Source organism: Gallaecimonas zhanjiangensis (assembly GCF_057624825.1).
Map to the genome: position 1 here is coordinate 3,756,419 of NZ_CM172603.1, position 17,295 is coordinate 3,773,713.

The 17,295-nt window shown below is 57.7% G+C and carries 20 protein-coding genes; 13 read left to right on the plus strand and 7 right to left on the minus strand.

The window, feature by feature from the left end:
• Positions 1-301 precede the first annotated feature (301 nt).
• The 11 genes from AC22G1_RS17780 to mgtE all read left to right on the plus strand — a co-directional run bounded on the left by AC22G1_RS17780 (position 302) and on the right by mgtE (position 8,538).
• Entirely contained in the window at positions 302-1,270 is a 969-nt protein-coding gene (locus tag AC22G1_RS17780) for a KpsF/GutQ family sugar-phosphate isomerase (RefSeq protein ID WP_487314538.1), read from the plus strand.
• 3 nt (positions 1,271-1,273) lie between these two features.
• On the plus strand, positions 1,274-1,822 hold the full coding sequence (kdsC, locus tag AC22G1_RS17785; RefSeq protein ID WP_487314539.1) for a 3-deoxy-manno-octulosonate-8-phosphatase KdsC: 549 nt from the start codon (positions 1,274-1,276) through the stop codon (positions 1,820-1,822).
• Positions 1,819-2,388 (plus strand): LPS export ABC transporter periplasmic protein LptC, encoded by a 570-nt coding sequence (lptC, locus tag AC22G1_RS17790; protein WP_487314540.1) that lies wholly within the window; start codon positions 1,819-1,821, stop codon positions 2,386-2,388. Before kdsC ends, lptC begins: the two co-directional genes overlap by 4 nt.
• Positions 2,363-2,950: a lipopolysaccharide transport periplasmic protein LptA gene (gene lptA / locus AC22G1_RS17795; protein ID WP_487314541.1), complete on the plus strand. Its 588-nt coding sequence runs from the start codon at positions 2,363-2,365 to the stop codon at positions 2,948-2,950. Before lptC ends, lptA begins: the two co-directional genes overlap by 26 nt.
• Entirely contained in the window at positions 2,950-3,675 is a 726-nt protein-coding gene (gene lptB / locus AC22G1_RS17800) for an LPS export ABC transporter ATP-binding protein (protein WP_487314542.1), read from the plus strand. Before lptA ends, lptB begins: the two co-directional genes overlap by 1 nt.
• A 52-nt stretch (positions 3,676-3,727) precedes the next feature.
• Entirely contained in the window at positions 3,728-5,212 is a 1,485-nt protein-coding gene (locus AC22G1_RS17805; RefSeq protein ID WP_487316748.1) for an RNA polymerase factor sigma-54, read from the plus strand.
• Positions 5,213-5,235: 23 nt separating this feature from the next.
• Positions 5,236-5,523 (plus strand): ribosome hibernation promoting factor, encoded by a 288-nt coding sequence (gene hpf / locus AC22G1_RS17810; RefSeq protein ID WP_050659068.1) that lies wholly within the window; start codon positions 5,236-5,238, stop codon positions 5,521-5,523.
• Positions 5,524-5,988 (plus strand): PTS IIA-like nitrogen regulatory protein PtsN, encoded by a 465-nt coding sequence (gene ptsN / locus AC22G1_RS17815; RefSeq protein WP_050659067.1) that lies wholly within the window; start codon positions 5,524-5,526, stop codon positions 5,986-5,988. It begins immediately after the preceding gene.
• Positions 5,985-6,833, plus strand: coding sequence for an RNase adapter RapZ (rapZ, locus tag AC22G1_RS17820; protein WP_487314543.1), 849 nt, complete (start codon positions 5,985-5,987; stop codon positions 6,831-6,833). Before ptsN ends, rapZ begins: the two co-directional genes overlap by 4 nt.
• Entirely contained in the window at positions 6,833-7,108 is a 276-nt protein-coding gene (locus tag AC22G1_RS17825) for an HPr family phosphocarrier protein (RefSeq protein WP_050659065.1), read from the plus strand. The genes rapZ and AC22G1_RS17825 overlap by 1 nt, the downstream gene beginning before the upstream one ends.
• Positions 7,109-7,191: 83 nt before the next feature.
• Complete coding sequence (gene mgtE, locus AC22G1_RS17830) at positions 7,192-8,538, plus strand: magnesium transporter (protein WP_487314544.1); 1,347 nt, start codon at positions 7,192-7,194, stop codon at positions 8,536-8,538.
• 27 nt (positions 8,539-8,565) lie between these two features.
• Here mgtE and pmbA read toward each other — a convergent pair whose 3' ends face one another.
• Positions 8,566-9,879, minus strand: coding sequence for a metalloprotease PmbA (gene pmbA, locus AC22G1_RS17835; protein WP_487316749.1), 1,314 nt, complete (start codon positions 9,877-9,879; stop codon positions 8,566-8,568).
• Between the two features lie 132 nt (positions 9,880-10,011).
• Between pmbA and yjgA the strand changes: the two genes are divergently transcribed.
• Positions 10,012-10,524, plus strand: a complete 513-nt coding sequence (gene yjgA / locus AC22G1_RS17840; RefSeq protein WP_487314545.1) for a ribosome biogenesis factor YjgA — start codon at positions 10,012-10,014, stop codon at positions 10,522-10,524.
• Positions 10,525-10,544: 20 nt separating this feature from the next.
• On the opposite strand, the gene AC22G1_RS17845 is transcribed toward yjgA, so the two are convergent.
• Entirely contained in the window at positions 10,545-10,928 is a 384-nt protein-coding gene (locus AC22G1_RS17845) for a VOC family protein (protein WP_487314546.1), read from the minus strand.
• 184 nt (positions 10,929-11,112) lie between these two features.
• On the opposite strand from AC22G1_RS17845, the gene AC22G1_RS17850 reads away from it, so the two are divergent.
• On the plus strand, positions 11,113-12,114 hold the full coding sequence (locus AC22G1_RS17850) for a right-handed parallel beta-helix repeat-containing protein (RefSeq protein ID WP_487314547.1): 1,002 nt from the start codon (positions 11,113-11,115) through the stop codon (positions 12,112-12,114).
• A gap of 34 nt (positions 12,115-12,148) precedes the next feature.
• On the opposite strand, the gene AC22G1_RS17855 is transcribed toward AC22G1_RS17850, so the two are convergent.
• The 5 genes from AC22G1_RS17855 to AC22G1_RS17875 all read right to left on the minus strand — a co-directional run bounded on the left by AC22G1_RS17855 (position 12,149) and on the right by AC22G1_RS17875 (position 17,237).
• A complete protein-coding gene (locus tag AC22G1_RS17855; protein ID WP_487314548.1) occupies positions 12,149-14,548 on the minus strand; it encodes an ABC transporter permease in 2,400 nt (799 codons plus the stop codon).
• 10 nt (positions 14,549-14,558) lie between these two features.
• The gene (locus AC22G1_RS17860) at positions 14,559-15,242 is read right to left on the minus strand and encodes an ABC transporter ATP-binding protein (protein ID WP_487314549.1); all 684 of its coding nucleotides are present in this window, start codon (positions 15,240-15,242) and stop codon (positions 14,559-14,561) included.
• Positions 15,243-15,251: 9 nt separating this feature from the next.
• A complete protein-coding gene (locus AC22G1_RS17865) occupies positions 15,252-16,484 on the minus strand; it encodes an efflux RND transporter periplasmic adaptor subunit (protein ID WP_487314550.1) in 1,233 nt (410 codons plus the stop codon).
• Positions 16,485-16,700: 216 nt separating this feature from the next.
• Positions 16,701-16,868: a hypothetical protein gene (locus AC22G1_RS17870; protein ID WP_487314551.1), complete on the minus strand. Its 168-nt coding sequence runs from the start codon at positions 16,866-16,868 to the stop codon at positions 16,701-16,703.
• A gap of 180 nt (positions 16,869-17,048) precedes the next feature.
• A complete protein-coding gene (locus AC22G1_RS17875; protein ID WP_487314552.1) occupies positions 17,049-17,237 on the minus strand; it encodes a hypothetical protein in 189 nt (62 codons plus the stop codon).
• Positions 17,238-17,295 lie beyond the last annotated feature (58 nt).

A 17,295-nucleotide genomic window follows, 5' to 3' on the forward strand; every position in this document is an offset into this window, starting at 1 on the left:
ATGATGTCCTGAAATCCGTAGCGTGGGCATTTTAACAAGGGGTGAGGACGGCAAAGCAATGCCAATAAATGCAACAAAACGTTCTAAAAGGATAATGAGCAACAACTGAATTGCCAGTGAACCTCCCGTGGGATAAGGGCTAGGGGCCATTTACACAGCACTGAATGCACGTTCATTTTTTTCTTGTGCCCTTAATCATGATGCCATTTGTTTGTCACAATCAGCCCCGGAAGGTTGCTTTTATCGCTATCGGCGGCCGCCTTTTTTATAATCGCGCCACCCAGCATCAAGGAGTGCCCCTGTGAAACCCGAATTTTCCCGCTTTGGCCGCCATGTTCTCGAAATCGAAAAAGAGGCGATCGAAGGGCTCTACCAGCACTTGGGCGACGATTTTGACCGCGCATGCCAGCAATTATTCGACTGCAAAGGCAAGGTAATAGTGACAGGAATGGGGAAATCCGGTCACATCGGCAAAAAAATGGCCGCCACCCTGGCATCCACCGGCACCCCGGCCTTTTTTGTTCATCCCGGCGAGGCTTCCCATGGCGACTTGGGCATGATCACCGAGCAAGACGTGGTGGTGGCGCTGTCCAATTCCGGGGAAACCCAAGAGGTCACCACCTTGCTGCCGGTATTCAAACGCATGGGCGTGCCGCTGATTGCCATGACCGGCAAACCCGGCTCCACCCTGGCGCGCCTGGCGGATGTACACCTGAACGTGGCGGTGGAAAAAGAAGCCTGCCCCTTGAATCTGGCCCCTACCGCCTCCACCACAGCGGCCTTGGCCATGGGCGATGCGGTGGCGGTAGCGCTCCTTAACGCCCGCGGCTTTACCGCCGACGATTTTGCCCTGTCCCACCCTGGCGGCAGCCTGGGTAAACGCCTGTTGCTGCGCATCGAAGATGTGATGCACAGCGGCGACGGGGTGCCGGTGGTTACCGAAGACATTCTGCTCAAGGACGCCTTGCTGGAGATGACCCAAAAGGGCCTGGGCATGACTGCCGTGGTGGACAAAGATGGCAAGTTGGCCGGGCTCTTTACCGACGGCGACCTGCGCCGGGTGCTGGATGCCGGCAAGGACGTTCGCACCGCCGTTATCAGCGAGGTGATGACCCGCGGCGGCATTACCGTCAACCCGCAGATGCTGGCCGCCGAGGCGCTGCACCTGATGGAAGAGCGTAAAATCAACGGCCTGTTCGTGGTGGACGGGAACCACAAGCCGGTAGGCGCACTCAATACTCAAGATCTCATGCGCGCAGGGGTACTCTGACCGATGCACAATACGCTTTACGGGCCCATCGCCCCCGACACCTGGGCCAGATTTGCGGCCGTTAAACTGCTGGTCTGCGATATTGACGGTGTTTTTTCCGACGGGCGCATCTACATGGGCAACAATGGAGAGGAACTGAAAACCTTTCACACCCGTGACGGCTTCGGGGTCAAGGCCCTGCGCAGCGCTGGCGTCGAAGTGGCGGTCATTACCGGCCGCAATAGCCGCATCGTCGAGAACAGGTTCAAGGCCCTTGGCGTACCGCACATCTACCAGGGGCAGGAGGATAAACGCATCGCCTTTAATGAACTGCTGCAACAGCTGGCTTTAACCCCCGCCGAAGTCGCCTACATCGGTGACGACATTCCCGATTTGGCCCTTATCGAAGCCTGCGGCCTTGGCGTTGCCGTGGCCGATGCCCACCCCTTGGTGGCCGAAGCGGCAAATTATGTAACCCGCATCAAGGGTGGCGAAGGCGCGGTCCGTGAGCTTTGCGACCTGCTGCTGCAAAGCCAAGGCCACAGCTTGACGCCCAAGGGGGCCAGCCTGTGAGCCGCGCCTTTGTGTTTATCCTGCTGCTGTTTGCCGCCACCCTGGCGCTGGTGTTCTGGCCCGACGGCAAAGTGGAACAGACCACAGATAATCAAGCACTTAGAGCTGACCAGCCCGACGGCATCGCCGAAGATCTGCAGGTGCGCCAATTTGATGAAAAGGGCCAGCTCAGCATGCAGGTCAACGCCCAATCCATGGCCCACTACGGCCTTCGCCAGGAGACCTGGCTGACCGAGCCGAAGTTCGAACTTTACGACCAGGACAAGCGCAGTCCCTGGCGGATCACTGCCGATAAGGCAAAAGTGACCGCTCAGCGGCTGGTTGACCTGCAAAACAATGTTATTATCCAGAGCCTTATCAAAGATGCGCCGATAACGCGGGTAGATACGGATAATCTGGAACTGGACCTTGATTCCAAAACCATGAATACCGATGCCCCGGTGGTCATTGTCGGACCGGGATACACAACCAAAGGTGTGGGTCTGGATGCCATGCTGGACGGGCAGCAAGTCCGCCTCAAAAGTCAGGTTAGTACCGAATATGAACAGCTCAAAGATCATCAGTAGCGTCCTGCTCGCCCTGCTTCTGCCGTTGCAGGCCATGGCCTCGGACGGCGATTTCGGTGAGAAAATCGCTATTAGTTCCAGTAAGAACTATGCCGACGGCCTGAAGAAAATCATCGTCTATGAGCACGATGTAAAGATCACCCAAGGCTCCCTGACCATCACAGCCGATCGCTTAGAGGTAAACGCCTCCGGGCCTGAGCGCATCTTTACCGCCACCGGCAACCCGGTCACCTTCCGCCAGAAGCTCAACGATGGCACCTGGGTCAAGGCCCAGGCCAAAGAGATCCGTTATTACGACAACAAGCGGCTGGTGGTTATGACCGGCGCTGCGCAAATCGAGCAGAACGGCAGCTTGGCCAAGGGCGACACCATCAAGTACGACCTGGCCAACCAACGCCTGATGGCCACCGCCGACGATGAGCAAGGCAGGGTCACCACCATTTTCGAGCCAAGTAAAAACGCGGCGACTAACAACGAGCCTGATGCTATCCCGGCGATCCCCACCGAGCCTGAGCAGCCAGAAGACCCCAGCGAGCACAATAATGCCCAGGAGGGTCATTAATGGCGTTATTGAAGGCCGAGCATCTCGCCAAGAGTTATAAACGCCGCCAGGTGGTCAAGGACGTCAGCCTGACCGTCAGCACCGGTCAAATCGTCGGCCTGTTGGGCCCTAACGGCGCCGGCAAGACCACCACCTTCTACATGGTGGTGGGCCTGGTGCTGGCCGATAAGGGCCGCATTACCATCGACGAGCGCGATTTGTCCCTCGAGCCCATGCATGTAAGGGCTCGCGCCGGTATCGGCTACCTGCCCCAGGAAGCCAGTATCTTCAGAAAGCTAAGCGTCCACGACAACATCATGGCGGTGCTGGAGCGGCGCAAGGATCTCAACAAGATTGGCCGCGAAGACGCCCTGGAAGCGCTGCTGGACGAGTTTCACATCAGCCACCTGCGCGACAGCCTGGGTGCCAGCCTCTCCGGCGGCGAGCGGCGCCGGGTGGAAATAGCCCGCGCCCTGGCGGCCGACCCGGCCTTTATCCTGCTGGACGAGCCCTTTGCCGGGGTAGACCCCATTTCCGTTATCGACATCAAAAAGATCATCGAGCACCTGCGAGACCGTGGCCTCGGGGTGCTGATCACCGACCACAACGTGCGGGAAACCTTGTCGGTTTGTGAACATGCCTATATCGTCAGCCATGGAGAGCTGATCGCCAGCGGGTCCCCCAAGGAGATCCTGGCCAACAAGCAGGTCCGGGACGTCTATCTGGGCGAGCAGTTCCAACTATAGTGACTAAAGAGGTGACGCCAGGTACGTCACCCGGAGGGATATCGCACCCGTGTTGAAGCCGAGCCTGCAATTACGCATAGGACAGCAACTGACCATGACGCCGCAGTTGCAACAGGCCATCCGCCTGCTGCAATTGTCGTCTTTGGAACTCCAGCAGGAAATTCAGGCCGCTCTGGATGCCAACCCTTTGCTCGAAGAAGGCCTCGATGAGGATTTCGACGAGACCTCCAGCCAATCGTCCGACGAACCGGCCGAAGAGCACGAAGCCGCCAGCCAAGACGATTTCGACGACCCCCAGGGCGAACCCGATACCTCCGATGTCATGGAAGAGCGTAAGCTCGACGAAGACTTGCCTATGGACGCCAGCTGGGATGAGGTCTATTCCGCCAGCACCGGCGCCAGCAGCGGCGCGGTCAGCGTGGACGACGACAGCCTCTATCAGGGCGAAACCGTTGACGATATTCAGCAGCACCTGCTGTGGCAGATGCGCCTGACCCCATTTAGCGATACCGACCAGGCCATTGCTGTTGCCATCATCGATGCCATCGACCCTGACGGCTATCTGCGCCAAAGCTGCGAGGAGATCCTTGAGAGCCTCGCCATTGACGATCTGGAACTGGACGAAGTGCAGGCGGTGCTAAAACGCATCCAGCATTTTGACCCCATCGGCGTTGCCGCCCGCGACCTCAAAGAGTGCCTGCTTATCCAGTTGGCCCAGTTTGCCGCCCAGACTCCCTGGCTGGCCGAGGCGCGCATTCTTATCACCGAACACATCGATTTGCTTGGCAACCGCGATTACCGCACCCTGATGCGGGTTACCAAGCTCAAGGAAGACGAGCTGCGCGAAGCGCTGCGCCTTATTCAGGGATTGAACCCAAGGCCGGGCTCGGTGGTCTCAAGTGAAGAGCCCCAGTACGTGATACCGGATCTGTCGGTGAGCAAGAAAAGTGGGCGCTGGGTGGTGGAGCTGAACCCCGACGCCATGCCGAGGGTGAAGATAAACCAGCAATACGCGGCCATGAGCCGCCATGCCCGCAACCCGTCGGACAGCCAGTTTATTCGCTCCCACCTCCAGGAAGCCAAATGGTTCCTTAAGAGCCTGGAGTCACGGAACGAGACCTTGTTGAAAGTGGCCCGCTGCATAGTACAGTTTCAACAAGGGTTCTTTGAATATGGCGAAGAGTACATGAAACCCATGGTGCTCAATGACATCGCCGAAGCCGTGGATATGCACGAGTCCACCATATCCCGGGTCACCACCCAGAAGTACTTGCACACGCCAAGAGGGATTTTCGAGCTCAAGTATTTCTTCTCCAGCCACGTCGCTACCGACGATGGCGGGGAATGTTCTTCCACCGCGATCCGCGCCTTTATCAAGAAGCTGGTTGCAGAGGAAAGCACCGCGAAGCCATTGAGCGACAGCAAAATGGTGGAGCTGTTGGCCGAGCAGGGCATACAGGTTGCCAGACGCACCATCGCCAAATACCGCGAAGCGCTGAACATACCGCCCTCGAATCAACGTAAGAGCCTGTTATAGGGCTGGCATATAAGGATGAGACTATGCAAATCAATCTCACTGGCCACCATATCGAGATCACCGAACCGCTGCGCAACTATGTCTCCGACAAGTTCGCCAAGCTGGAAAGGCACTTTGACCACATCAGCAATGTCCACGTGGTGCTGAATGTGGAGAAAATTCGGCAGATAGCCGAAGCCAAATTACACGTCAGTGGTGGCGAGGTTCACGCCTCCAGCGAGCATGAAAACATGTATGCCGCCATTGATGGCTTGATCGACAAGCTCGATCGGCAGATCATTAAGCACAAAGAAAAGCTCAACCAACACTAAATGGATCTGAATAATCTGCTTCGCCCGGACGCCGTGGTCACCCTGGCTCCGGGCTTGTCTAAAAAAAGGGTACTGGAAGTGATTGGCGAAATCGCTGCTCGCCAGTGCCCCCAGATCAACGCCCATGCGGCCTTTGATGCCATGTTGGCCCGGGAACGCCTGGGCTCAACCGGCATTGGCAATGGTATTGCCCTGCCCCATGGCCGCATGCAGGACACCGACACCGTCGTGGCAGTGGTGGCCAGGCTCAGCCAGCCCATCGACTTTGACGCCATCGACAACCAGCCGGTCGACCTGCTGTTTGCGCTGTTGGTGCCGAGCGACCAATGCCAGGCCCACCTGTCGACCCTGGCTGCCATCGCCAAGAGGCTCTCCGACAAGGACACCCTCAAACGGCTGCGCACCGCCAGCGACGACAGCGAGGTGTACCACATCCTTACCGGCACCGACGGCGCGGCCGCATGAACCTGGTTATCGTCAGCGGCACCTCGGGTGCAGGCAAGTCCGTGGCCCTCAAGGTACTTGAGGACTTGGGCTATTACTGCGTCGACAACCTGCCGCTGAACCTGCTGCCGGCCTTGCTGGAAACATTGAAAGAAGATGTGCGCAAGGTGGCGGTGAGCATTGATATCCGCAACCTGCCCGAGGCTGAAGAGGCCCTGGCCCAGGAGCTGGACTGGCTGCCGGACAACATCAACCGCACCGTGCTCTATCTCGATGCCGACCAGCAAGTGCTGCTGCGCCGCTTCTCCGAGACCCGCCGCCTGCATCCGTTGTCTCGCCACCAGAACCGCAGCCTGGAAGACGCCCTGGAGTTGGAACGCCGCCGCCTGATGCCGCTGGCAGACATTGCCGACCTTCGCATCGACACCTCGGATATCTCCATCCACCAGTTGGCCGACCTGGTGCGCGAGCGCATTTTGGGTAAAAAAGAAGGCCCCTTGATGCTGGTGTTCGAGTCCTTCGGCTTCAAACACGGCCTGCCCAAGGATGCCGACTACGTCTTTGACGTGCGCTTTTTACCCAATCCCCATTGGATCCCCGAGCTCAAGCCCCTGACCGGCAAAGACCAACCGGTGAAGGACTTCTTTGCCAGCGAAGCAGAAGTGGCGCGGGTGGTGATGCAGCTGGATAACCTCCTCGAGAGCTGGCTGCCGCAGCTGGAGCGCAACAACCGCGCTTATGTGACAGTGGCGGTGGGCTGCACCGGTGGCCAGCACCGCTCGGTATTTATCGCCGAGCAACTGGCCGAGCGCTTTGAAAGCCGGGGCCGGGACGTACAGCGCAAGCACCGGGACATGAAAGGCTGATGAGCCGCTTAAGCCGCACCCTTATCCTTAAAAACAAGCTGGGGCTTCATGCCCGGGCTGCCACCCAGTTGGTGAAACTCAGCCAGCAATTTGATGCCAGTATCCTCTTGGAAGCCAAGGGCCGCGAAGCCAACGCCGATTCGGTGCTGGGCCTGCTGCTGTTGGAAGGCCACCAGGGCCAACCCGTGACCCTGCACTGTGAAGGCCCCGATGCCGAGGCCGCCCTCAATGCCGCCAGCGCCCTTATCGACGCCGGTTTCGATGAAGAGCAGTAACAGCTAAGCACTTCATTCTCATAAATAATTCACTTCAACTGGGTTACACTGTTTAGCAAGTCCCGCCTGGCAGATGGAACCCTATGGCCGAAGACAAGTCCCCGCCCGCCTTTGAACAGATCAGTACCCTGCTGGCCAGGGGAAAGTTCGTGCGCGCCCGGGAACTGCTTCACGCCATGGACCCGGCCGACGTCGCCCACCTTCTGGAATCCAGCCCCTCCAAGGCCCGTTTGTCGCTGTGGCAGCTGGTAGACCCGGATCAGGAAGGGGACATCCTCGACGAGCTGTCTGAAGACGTGCAGCGCGGCATCCTCAAGTTGATGGATGCCGACAAGGTGGCCGCCGCCACCGAGGGCATGGAAACCGACGATCTCGCCTACGTGCTGCGCGGCCTGCCCGACGAGGTGTACCGCAAGGTGCTCAAGGCCATGGACGCCCAGGACCGCTCCCGCCTGGAGCAGGTGCTGTCCTACGCCGACGACACCGCCGGCGCCATCATGAACACCGATACCATCACCCTGCGCCCTGATGTCACGGTCGACGTGGTGATGCGTTACCTGCGCCGCAAGGGCGAGCTGCCCAAGGGCACCGACAGCCTTTATGTGGTGAACAAGGCCGACAAACTGGTGGGCGAAGTGCCGCTGTCGGTGCTGGTTACCGCCAGCCCCACCGACAAGGTCAAGGAAGTGATGGACCACGAGCCGGAGCCGGTGCATTACAACATGCCCGAGACCGAGGTGGCCCAGCTCTTTGCCCGTTACGACTGGTACTCGGCGCCGGTGGTGGACGACGACGGCCATCTTTTGGGCCGGATCACCGTCGATGACGTGGTAGACATCATCCGCGAAGACGCCAGCCACTCGATGATGAGCATGGCCGGTCTCGATGACGAAGAAGACACCTTCGCGCCGGTACTCAAATCCACCCAAAAGCGCACCATCTGGCTGGGCATCAACCTGCTGACCGCCCTCGCCGCGGCGGCGGTATCCAACCTCTTTGAAGACACCCTGGCCAAGCTCGCCACCCTGGCGGTGCTGATGACCATAGTGCCGTCCATGGGCGGCATTGCCGGCTCGCAAACCCTGACCTTGGTTATTCGCGGCATGGCCCTTGGCCATATCGGCACCCAGAACTCGCGGTTCCTGTTTACCAAGGAGATGGCCATCGGGCTTTTGAACGGATTGATCTGGGCCGGCCTGATTGCCCTTATTGTCGGTATTTGGAAGCAGGACTGGGAGCTGTCGGGGATCATCGCCTTTGCCATGGGCATCAACCTCATTGCCGCTGCCGCGGCCGGGGTTACGGTGCCCCTGGTGATGAAGAAATTCAGTATCGACCCGGCTCTTGCCGGTGGCGTGGTGCTGACCACCGTCACCGATGTGGTGGGGCTCTTTGCCTTTCTGGGCTCGGCGACCCTGCTGATGACATAAAAAAGCCCGGCAATCGCCGGGCTTTTTTTAATCGCCTGCCACCGTCATCCGGTCAATCAGCACCGATCCGGTGTAAATGCCGCCCCGGCGTTCGGTGTCCGAGCCGATGGCCTGCATCCCCATGAACATGTCCTTGAGGTTGCCGGCGATGGTTATTTCGGAGACGGGATACTGAATCTCGCCGTTCTCCACCCAAAAGCCACCGGCGCCACGGGAATAATCGCCGGTCACCATGTTGATGCCCTGGCCCATCAGCTCGGTGACGATAAGGCCGCGGCCCAAGCGTTTGACCATGGCGTCAAAATCGTCGCCGTTGCCTTTGACATACCAGTTGTGGATGCCGCCGGCGTGGCCGGTGGTCTGCATGCCAAGGCGCCGGCCTGAGTAACTGGTCAGCAGGTAGGTTTGCAAGACCCCGCTTTCGATGATGTTGCGCTTGACGGTACGCACCCCTTCGCTGTCAAAGGGGGTGGAGGCCAGCGCCCCTTTGACGTGGGGATCTTCAAGGATTTCAACAAAATCGGGCAGAATTTGGTTGCCAAGGCTATCGAGCAAGAAGCTTGAGCGCCGATACAGGCTGCCGCCGCTGATGGCAGACACCAGGTGCCCCCACAGGCCGGTGGCTACATCGGCCTGGAACAGCACCGGCACCTGCATGGTGCCAAGCTTCTTGGCACCAAGGCGCGCCAGGGTGTTTTTGGCGGCGTTGCGGCCCACCAGGGCGGCGTCGTCCAGCTCGCCCAGGCGGCGGGCGATGGCGTAGTCGTAGTCGCGCTCCATCTGCTCGCCGTCTTTGGCGATCACCACGCAAGAAAGGCTATGGCGGCTGGACGGGTAGCTGCCAATCATGCCGTGGGTGTTGCCGTACACCTTAAAACCGGCGTGGCTGGCAAAGCTGGCGCCATCGGAATTGACGATGCGCGGGTCACTGTCCAGGGCCGCTCTTTCGCAGCACTGGGCCAAGGCAATGGCCTGCTCGGGGTCGATATCTTGTGGGTGGTAGAGGTCGAGGTCGGGGTAGTCAAAGGCCAGGGTGTCAGCATCGGCCATGCCGTTGGCGTCATCCTCGGAGGTGAGCTTGGCGATACGGTCGGCCGCTTCCACTGCTTCGCGGATGGCTTCCACCCGCAGGTCGGAGGTAGAGGCAGAGCCTTTGGCCTTGCCACGATACACCGTAACCCCCAGCGCGCCGTCCTTGTTGAACTCGATGTTCTCCACTTCCCCAAGGCGGGTAGAGACACTGAGCCCGGCCTGGCGGCTGATGGCCATTTCGGCGCCGCTGACGCCGATTTTCCTGGCATGTTCCAGGCCCTGGGCCACCAGGGCCTCGACCGCTTTCATATCCTGGATAATGTTGCTCACCGCAACCTCAACTGTTCTCGGCTAATGCTGCCGAGCATAACACAGACAGGCAGCTACGGAGGCGCCGAGCAAACTGCTATCATAGGGGAAATTTGCCAACGCGCCTTATTCATGCAACCCAAAGACGACGACGAAGAAATCATTTACATCAGTAAGTCCGAGCTCAAACGCGAAGCCAACGAGGCCGCGGATCTGGGCAAGGAGCTGATGGAGCTCGCCCCCGCCCAGCTGGACAAAATCCCCCTGGACGACGACCTGCGCGCCGCCATTACCCTGGCCAACAAAATACGCAACAAGCACGAAGGCTTTCGTCGCCAACGCCAGTTTGTGGCCAAGCTGGTGCGCCAGGCAGAGCAGGAGCCTATTATCGAGGCTTTGAATAAAATCAAGAACCTGCATGCCAAGGAGACGGTAAAGCTGCATGTGGCCGAGCAATGGCGCGACCGCTTTATGAGCCAGGGCAATGACGCGGTGCAGGCCTTTATCGACGAATACCCCGGGGTGGACATCCAGCGTCTTCGCCAGACCCTACGGCTGGCATTAAAAGAAAAGGCCGCCAACAAGCCGCCCAAGTACTTCCGGGAACTGTTCCAGCTCGTAAAAGAACAACTCTCCGACCAATAAGCCCCGCCAGCGGGGCTTTTTTATGGGGCCAGGTTGGCTATCTCGATGAGGTTGTGGTCCGGGTCGCGGATATAAACCGAGAGAATGGGGCCGGCGGCGCCGGTGCGGGGCACCGGGCCTTCTGCAATGGCAACACCCTTGGCATTAAGCTCAGCCACCACCTCGGTAAGCGCAGTGGTGGCGATAAAACACAGATCGCCAGCACCGGCGGTGGGGTTAAGGGCCTTGGGCTCGAACTCGCGGCCCACCTGGTGCAGGTTTATCTTCTGGTTGCCAAAAGCCAGCGCCTTTCGCCCCTGACCAAAGGTCACCACCTCAAAGCCCAGAATGTCCTGATAAAAGGCGCAGCTGGCGTCGATGTCGGCCACGGTCAGTACCAGGTGGTCAAGATGGTCTATGTTCATGGCGTTGTCCTTACCATGTTGTGTCAATGGCGCCGCCATTTCGCCGCAAGGGCGGCGCGCCGGCAAAGCGATACTCTGTTACGCCGCGCCTGCTGTGCCCGCCGGGCGCAGTAAGATATAACAACAGGTTACCAAGACAGGCCCCAAGCGGGGCCTTTTATCGGCCGCTTTCCAAGGAGGCAGTATGCGAAAAGCCGTTTTTTTATGGGCCAGTTTGGCCCTTGCCGCGCCGCTGGCCCAAGCCTGCAACCAAAACGTGGCGCCCGGCCAATCCATCCAGGCCGCCATTGATGCCCTGCCTAAGGACAACTCCCCCCAGACCCTGTGCTTGCAAGCCGGCACCTACCACATCGACGGCCTGCTGCACATCAGCCGCAGCAATGTCACTTTGAGCGGCGCCGGCGATGCCAGCCACATATTGATGCGCGATGACGTAGAGCAGCCGGTACTGGTTATTGGCGATTACCAACACCCCGAGCCCCAGGCCGCCATCCGCAATGTGGTGATTGAGAACCTCAAGCTGACCGGCAACCACAGCGCCAAGGAATTCATGCCGGCCCTGCCCTATTTGAGCAACAGCGTGGTGATTGTGCGCCGCGGCGAGCAAATCGTGTTTCGAAACCTCACCCTCGACCGTTGCCGCAGCGCCTGTTTGCTGACCGAGCGCCAAAGCAGCAATGTGCGCATCGAGCAAAACCGCATCACCGGCGCGATGTGGGACGGGGTATCCTTTAACAGTACCCGTTTTGTGGTGATGCGTGGCAATAGCGTCAGCCACAACGTGGCCGCCGCCATCACCGCCGAGAACTTAGAAGACAGCTACATCAGCAACAACCAGCTGGTGGATAACGGCTCCCACGGCGCCTACCTGTCCAACTCCTATCGCAATGTCTTTGAAGACAACACCATCAACAACAACAAGCAGGCCGGCATTTACCTGACCTGCGCCATCCGCACCCGCAACCCACTGATCTGCTGGGACAACTCCATGAGCGCGGACAACACCTTCCAAGACAACACCCTAAACGACAATACCTTCGGCTACGCCGTGGGGGTGGACAGCGCCGCCAATTGCGCCAAACCGGGCTTTAAAATCAACGTTTGGAAAGACAACCACAGCAATGTCCCCAACCAGCAATACCCGGCCCTTTTTGGCCGCTGCACCACCGCCGACCCAGAAAGTTAGCCCCATAAAAAAGCCCGGCATCAGCCGGGCTTTTTTACAGCAGTTCCCTTATCGGCCTTTTTAATGAGCGCCGCAGCGCCCAAAGGCTACAAAAGGCCAGCACCGCCAGCAATAGCACCAAGGTCAGCGCTACCACATCCAGGCTGGCAAGGTCGGCATTAAGGCTCAGGGCCAAACGATCATTGAGGCGCCACACCAGGGCCGCCACCACCACAAAGGCCGCCATCGCTACCGCCAGCAACTCCAGGCTTAACAGCCCCAGCAAGTGGTGGAACCGGGCACCAACCGCCAACATCACCCCAAACTTGCGTTTACGCATCCGAAGCTGCGCTTCAAGCTGGTTATAGAGGCTTGAAATGCTCAGCAGGCTCACCAGGCCACCTAGCACCATGGCCAGCAGCACCATGTTATCCATGGCGACGTTGAGTTTGGCGAGCGCCTCTTTGACGCTGCCGGTGGGGGTCAGGGTCCACAGCTCACCATTGTCCTGATTAAAGCGCTTGAGCTGCTGCACCAGAGCCGGCTCAGCCTCCCGCTGCACGATAAAGCTCAGCGCGTCGGCCTTGTCGAGGTTATCGAGCAGGCCGTAGATCATCGGTTGGTGCTTATTGAGCACACCCAGATGCGGCAGGTCATCGATGATGCCATCAACATGAATCGCCTGGTTTTTCTCAAAGCCGAGGGTGTCGCCCTTTTCCATGAACAGGGTCTGGCCGATGCTGCTTTCATCCAAGGGCAGGCCCAGGATCTGCGCCGCCGAGGCGTTCAGCACCACGCCCTGACGATTAGGCTGGCCACCGGCCAGCATCTTGGCCTTGATAACGGAAAAGAAGCTGCCCGACACCGCCAGGGTGTTGATGTTGGGGCTGTCCTTTTTAAAATCCGCTGCCGCGACAGCGGTTTTGGACGGAAAACTGATGGGCGACACAAAGCCGCCTTTGGTGATGGCAACGTCACCGCGCTCGGCCATCACCAGCAGTGATGGCACATTCAAGGGGTGAGCGGCATCATTGTCGTCACTGGCGTGGAGCTTAAAGGTATCGAGCCCCACCCCGAACTGTTCTTGCCGATGTACTTGCCATTGGGTATGGAGCATGGCAAAGGCCAGCAGCAGAGACAGCCCGGCAAAGCACAGCTGCGCCCCCAGGTTAAGGCGGCTCAGCTGGCGCTGGGCCGGGCTGGCATCCTGACTTTTACTGCGGCTGAACTGGCTTTTTCGCAGCAACGCCAGTAGCGGCAGGCTGGTACTGATGGCAACGGCCATGGCCGCCACCAAGGTGGCAACCACCAGCGCCAGCACCGTGGCACCAAAGCTCACCGGCAGCGGCCACAGTGCATGGGCATGGCTATAAAGCGCCAGGCCCGCCGCCGCTAGCCAGCCCAGCAGCAAGGCCGGCACCAAGAGCGGTAACTGCTCTAAAAACACTTGCCGAGCCAGTTGCTGGGCGTTGGCGCCCACCGCTATGCGGGTAGCAAACTCCCCTTGGCGCCGCAAAAACTGGTTAATGCCGTGGCTTAACAGGTTCAGCACGTTGATAAGGCCGAACATCAGGCTCAGTACCAGGATCACCCACCACTGCTTGCGCATCTGGCTTTGCTCGCTGGGTGCAAAGTTCACCCCGGGCAGCACGTATTTCTTCATGTTGTCGAGGTTGGAGGAGAGGCTGACACCTCCTTCCTGCTTCTGCTCGTCTTCCTCGTTAAGAAGACGCTGCAAATCGGCCGGCTCAAAACCCTCTTTGACCACCGCCACCCCGTAGTAGAAGGGTACCTTGGCAACCAGCTGCTTTTTAATCAAAGCGATTTGCTCGGCCGACATGGTTGGAGGCAAACCTATCTCGAAAAACGCGGCCAGGTTATTGGCCGACACCCAGAGCGCGCCGCCGATTTTTTTATCAGCGGCGATGGCATCAGGAAGGTAACCGGCAATATGCAGCCCCTTGCCCGACGCTTTAGCGATAAGGGTTTTGCCCAGCAGACTGCCCTGGCCCCACTGGCGCTCAAAGGCGCGGCTGACATAGGCCTGATTATCAAAGTCCGCCGCTTTCGCATCAATGCCCTTGATGCCAAGGGTGCTAAAGAAATCGGCGTCAACAAAGCCGATATCTTCTTTAAAACTCTTATCGTCGATGCGAAAAGCACCGGGGGTCTGCCCGACTTTGACCATTTTGAGGATCCCCGGCGCCTTGGCTGCCTGGTCCAGCACCTCACTACCCACCCCAAGCAGGGTGTCCTTGGGGCTGCGAAGGCCGATGGTCACGTACTGCGAACTGGTATTGCTCACCCACTGAGGCACGGCGCTAAACAGCGAAGGCGCGGTAGCCAGGTTGATACTGAGCAGCATGGCAAAAAGGGTAAAACCCACTAAGAGCAGCAGGTACTGGGCAAGGTGGGCCTTCCACTGGCGAAAGCCATAAGCGATTGCAAAAAACATGGCCGCTCCCTCAGTGCTCGGTGACTAATTCGCCGTCCTGGATGTGCAGGACCCGGGCGCATTTGTCCGCCAGCTTCTGGGAGTGGGTGACCAACAGGATGGTGACGCCTTCGCCGTTGAGCTGCTCAAAGAGGTTGAAGATGGCTTCTTCCGAGGCAGAATCCAGGTTGCCGGTGGGCTCGTCGGCCAGCAGGATATCGGGCTTGGTGACCAGAGCTCTGGCAATGGCCACCCGTTGTTGCTGGCCACCGGAGAGCTGCTCGGGGTAACTGTCGATTTTGTCGCTTAGGCCAACCTGCTCAAGCACCTGTTGGGCCAGCGTACGGTATTGGGATTTGGCCACCGCCTTGTTGTAACGCAGCGGCAGCACGATGTTCTCCATCACGGTCATATCATTGACCAAGTTGAAGTTTTGAAACACCCAACCGATATTGCGGTTACGAAGGGCGGCCTTTTGAAAGGCAGAGAGCTGGCGAATTGGCTGACCACAGAGGTGGTAGTCGCCATCGCTGGCTTCATCAAGAAGCCCCAAAATAGAAAGTAAGGTCGATTTACCACAGCCGGACTTACCGGTAATGGCCACAAACTCCCCTTCGTTGATGGCAAACGACAGCCCCTTGAGGGCTTGCACCGGCACCTTGTCGGCGTTGAATACCTTGCTAAGTCCCTTTACCGCCAGTAATGCTTCACTCATTTTTTGTCCTTAAGGTTGCCAGTCTTTGGGGTTGTTCATGACGACCTTGTCACCCACTGCAAACCCCTTGCTCACACTCAAAAAATCTCGCGATGCCCGGTTTACCGGCACTCTCGCCAATACCCACTCTCCCGAGGGCTTTTGTTTGTAGATGGCCAGCTCGTCGCCGTCCCGATAATAAGGCGGGCGCGGCACCAGCAACTGGTCCTGCATCTTGTAAGTGGTAATGGTGCCGCGCACGTCCATATCGGAGCGGGCGCCACCAGGCAGCGGCGCGTCAAAGCGCACATCCACCTGTACCTGGCCATTGCTGGCATTGGGGGCAACCCTAGTCACCAAAGCGCTCACCTGGCTGCCGTTAATATTGATAAGGGCGCTGTCGCCGGCCTTAACCTTGGCAGCGTCGCTGGTGCTGACCTGTAACTGGGCGATAAGGCTGTCCGGGTCGGCGACGATGCCAAGGCTGGTGCCCTGCTCAATCCAGGTGCCCAGCTCCACATTGGTGGCTAGGCTCTGAATGCGGCCGTTAAGGCCGGGGCGAATGGCAAGGTAGGATTCGTTGAGTTTGGCGTTATCCAGCGCCTGCTGGGCCGATTGAGCCTTGATAGCGGCTGAGGCCAGCTTGGCTTGCTCAGCAGAAGCGGCAGCATCGAGGCGCTTTTTGGCCAGCTTCTCGGCCAGCACGGCTTTGTCGTAGGTGGCCTGGTATTGCATCAACTCCAGCTTGGAGATGATGTTGAGCTTGGCCAGTTTTTCCCTGGCCGTCAGCTGAGCCAACTGCGCCTTGGCATCGGACTGGTTAATCACATAAGTGTTTTGCAGCTCGAGGTGATTGTCGGCAATTTCCGCCTTGGTTTGTTGCAAGGCCGCCTCGGCATCTTTGAGGCTCAGCTCGGCTTTGCGCACTTCTTGATTGAGCTGCGGATTGGTAAGCACGACGATGACGTCGTCTTTTTTGACCGGCTCACCAGCCAACTTGATGATCTGGGTGACGGTGCCGGACACCTTGCTGACCACACTGCGGCGCACATCGGATTTTAAGGTGCCATAAGCCGGGACTTGTTCGACAAAGTCCCCCCGCACCACGGTTTTGAAAACCAGGGCATCGTTTTTCTCGTGGAAGATGGCTCCGAAAGACGAGCGCAGGGATACAACGATAACGACAGCCAGCACCAATACGGCACCAATACCGCCAAGCAAAGTCCATTTTCTAAGAGAGGGGGCATCCTTGGGTATTTCCACAACCAGCACCTTTCATACAACTTCACAACAAAAGTACAATATACGAAACACCGCATTTATCAACAAAAAATCACGAATCAGCGATAGTTTTAAAATAGTGCATGAGAGCTTAAAATTCATGCATAAAAAGGCCACATGCACTTAAAAACCACCAGCATAGCTATCAATCCATAAAAGGCACTAATAGCAGCCAGCTACCAAATCCCAGCTTAATCTTCATTTTTCTATTACAATACGACACCCTTTGCCTACCATATCACAGATTATTCTAATTTCCTTGGCATTCACAACAGGCGATTTATCGGCAGCAATCGCAATATTATTACATCCCAAAAAAAGCACTACAACTAAAGGACTGAGCGTAAACCTTTTCAATGTAGACATTTTCAATACCTTACTTTGAAGTGAGTAAAGAACCAGTTAATCAATGAATTAAGAAAGCATGCATGGTTTGGCAGCATTGTACGTGAAAATACCATAGCTAAGATTTAATTTATCCGTAAGCTGCCAAGCTAAAATCTTATAATATTTTAAGTTGGTGCCAAGATGGCACCAACTTATAGCTTAGAAGTGAATAACGATCTCACAACCATAGCTATCATTATTGATGTGGCACTTGAGTTCGCCTTGAGCTGTCGGGTTATCAGCTTCCGGGGTAGCGTTTTTTTCAGCAGCAACGGCAGCGTTAGCCGACCCAAAAAGAAAAACACAAGCAGTCAGAGAGCTCAGCATAATTTTTTTAAAGAGTTTCATTTTCGTATCCTTACTTTAAAAGTTAAATTTTATTTGCTCTGAAGCGAGCAAGAAAACA